Below are 2,810 nucleotides of genomic sequence, written 5' to 3' on the forward strand. Positions count from 1 at the left end.
GATGCGGGGCAGACGATGAGCGAGATCGTGGGCTCGGTGCAGAGGGTCTCGGACATCATCGGGGAGATCACGGCGGCGGCGGGCGAGCAGAGCGACGGGATCGGCCAGGTGAACGTGGCGGTGACGCAGCTGGACCAGATGACGCAGCAGAACGCGGCGCTGGTGGAAGAGAGCGCGGCGGCCGCCGAAAGCCTCAAGGACCAGGCTCGCCGCCTGGCCGGTGTCGTGCAGATTTTCCGCATGGACGCCCATTCCTCATGAACACGGGCGGCGCCTGATTCCGCCGCATCCTTTCAATCAACAAGACAAAGAGACAGTCATGCAACACTTGATGCGCCAGTTTTCCATCCGAATCCGCATGAGGGCCGCCATCGGCGTGGTCCTGATGCTGCTCCTGTTGGTCGGGACTGCCGGCTGGTGGGGCATGGCGCGCATGCACGCGCTGAACGAGGACTTTGTCCAGAGCACCTTTGAAGAGACGCTCACGCTCTCGCGCCTGCAGGTGGCGCTGGGCGACATGGGGCGCCACGAGAAGGACATGATCATTGCCTACGAAAAGCCCGAGGCCGTGCTCAAGGCCAAGGCCCTGTGGCAGGCCGCCCGTGACGAAGCCCAGAAGCAGATGGACGTGCTGCTGGCCGGCAACGAAGACGGCGAGAACGAGCTGGTGCGCGAGATGCAGTCGCACCTCACCAAGTACGTTGCCGCCGTGGGACCGGTGACGAACCAGCTGGAGTCCTCCGGCTACGACTCGGCGACGGTGGCCAATCGCATGCTGGGCCGCGCGCACGGGAGCTATGGCGACCTGTTGCAGAGCCTCAAGAAGCTGGAAGAGGTGCTGATGGCCGACGCCGCCAGCGCCCGCCAGGCGGGCAAGAGCGCCAACGACCAGACCCTGATGCTGTTCGGCCTGGCCGTGGCGATCGCCGCCGTGGTGGTGGTGCCGACCACGCTGTCCAACATGAACAGCATCTGCCGCCCGCTGGACCAGGCCCAGCAGGTGGCCAGCGCGATCGCCAAAGGCGACCTCACGCGGACGATCCAGCGCGAAGGCAAGGACGAAACGGCGGCGCTCATGCGCGCGCTGGGCGACATGCAGGCCTCGCTGGTCCGCATCGTGGGCGACGTGCGCAGCTCCACCGACAGCATCGGCACCGCGAGCCAGCAGATCGCCACCGGCAACCAGGACCTCTCCAGCCGCACGGAGCAGACGGCGAGCAACCTGCAGGAGACGGCGGCGAGCATGGAGCAGCTCACGAGCACGGTGCGCCAGAGCGCCGACGCGGCGCGCCAGGCCACGCAGATGGCCGTGGCCAACGCCGAGGTGGCGGTGCGCGGCGGCCAGGTGGTGGGCCGGGTGGTCACGACCATGGACGAGATCAACCACAGCAGCAAGAAGATCGGCGACATCATCGGCGTGATCGACGGGATCGCGTTCCAGACCAACATCCTGGCGCTGAACGCGGCGGTGGAAGCCGCGCGGGCCGGCGAACAGGGCCGGGGCTTCGCCGTGGTGGCGGCCGAGGTGCGCAACCTGGCGCAGCGCAGCGCGCAGGCGGCCAAGGAGATCAAGGGCCTGATCGAGACCAGCGTGGGCAAGGTGGAAGACGGTTCGCGCCTGGTGGCACAGGCCGGCAGCACCATCGGCGAGATCGTGGCCAACGCCGAGAAGGTGTCCGCCTTCATCAGCGACATCACCACCGCAGCGGGCGAGCAGAGCGACGGGATCGGCCAGGTGAACGTGGCGGTGACGCAGCTGGACCAGATGACGCAGCAGAACGCGGCGCTGGTGGAAGAGAGCGCGGCGGCCGCCGAGAGCCTCAAGGACCAGGCGGCTCGCCTGGCCGAAGCGGTGCGGTTCTTCCGCATCGACGACGGTGCCCCGACCCTGCACGCCTGAGCGCCGACGGGGGCACCGCCATGAACTTCAACCAACGCCTCCTTCTTGCCTTCGTCGCGCCGGCCGCGCTTTTCGTGGCCGGTCTGGCGGGCAGCATCTGGTCGCTGGCGCAGACCCAGTCGCGCTTCGACCACTACATCAAGACCGAGCAGGCCACCGCCAGCGGCCTGCAGGACATGTACGCCCAGGGCCTGCAGATGGGCCAAGCCTTGCGCAACATCGTGCTCGATTCGAGCAACCAGCAGGCCTACAAGAACCTGGAGGCGGCGCGCGAGGCTTTTGACGCGGCCCACCAGGCCACGCTGGCCGCCGCGAGGGGCACGCCCACCGAAGCGGCGCTCGCGCCGCTGGCCGGCTTGCGCACGGCCCAGGCCCAGGCGCAGGACAAGGTCCTGGCGCTGCTGAAAACCAGCGCGGCCGATGCGGTGCAGATCCTCAACGCGGAAGAGACGCCGGCCTGGCGCAAGCTGCGCGGGGAACTGCTGCAGCTGGGCAAGGCTTCGCAGACGCTGTCCATGCAGACGCACGAACAGGTCAACGCCGAGGCCGACCGCGCCCGCGCGCTGGCCATCGGCCTGGCCTTGCTGGCGCTTTCGGCGGCGGTGGTGCTGGGTCTGGTGGTGCAGCGCACGCTCCGGCGCGAGATCGGCGGTGACCCGGCCATGGCCCGCAGCGCCTTGCGCCGCATCGCCGGCGGTGACCTCAGCGGCGCCACACCGCCCGCGCAGGATCCGGACAGCCTCATGGGTGCGCTCTCGGCCATGCAGGCCTCGATGCGCAACCTGGTCGGCCAGGTGCAGCAATCCAGCGGGGGCATCGATGTCGCCAGCGGCGAGATTGCCACGGGCAACCAGGACCTGAGCGCGCGCACGGAGCAGGCGGCGAGCAACCTGCAGGAGACGGCGGCGAG

The 2,810-nt window shown here is 68.9% G+C and carries 3 protein-coding genes; all 3 read left to right on the forward strand.

Going from position 1 to position 2,810, the window contains the following annotated elements; all coding sequences use genetic code 11:
* Positions 1–261: methyl-accepting chemotaxis protein (locus AC07ZS_RS29645; RefSeq protein ID WP_494802008.1), on the forward strand; the 261-nt coding region annotated here is incomplete at its 5' end.
* A 58-nt stretch (positions 262–319) separates the two neighbouring features.
* On the forward strand, positions 320–1,900 hold the full coding sequence (locus tag AC07ZS_RS29650; RefSeq protein WP_494802009.1) for a methyl-accepting chemotaxis protein: 1,581 nt from the start codon (positions 320–322) through the stop codon (positions 1,898–1,900).
* 20 nt (positions 1,901–1,920) lie between these two features.
* A partial coding sequence (locus AC07ZS_RS29655; protein WP_494802010.1) for a methyl-accepting chemotaxis protein occupies positions 1,921–2,810 on the forward strand: 890 nt, incomplete at its 3' end.

This window comes from Hydrogenophaga sp. GW456-12-10-14-TSB4, assembly GCF_059424305.1.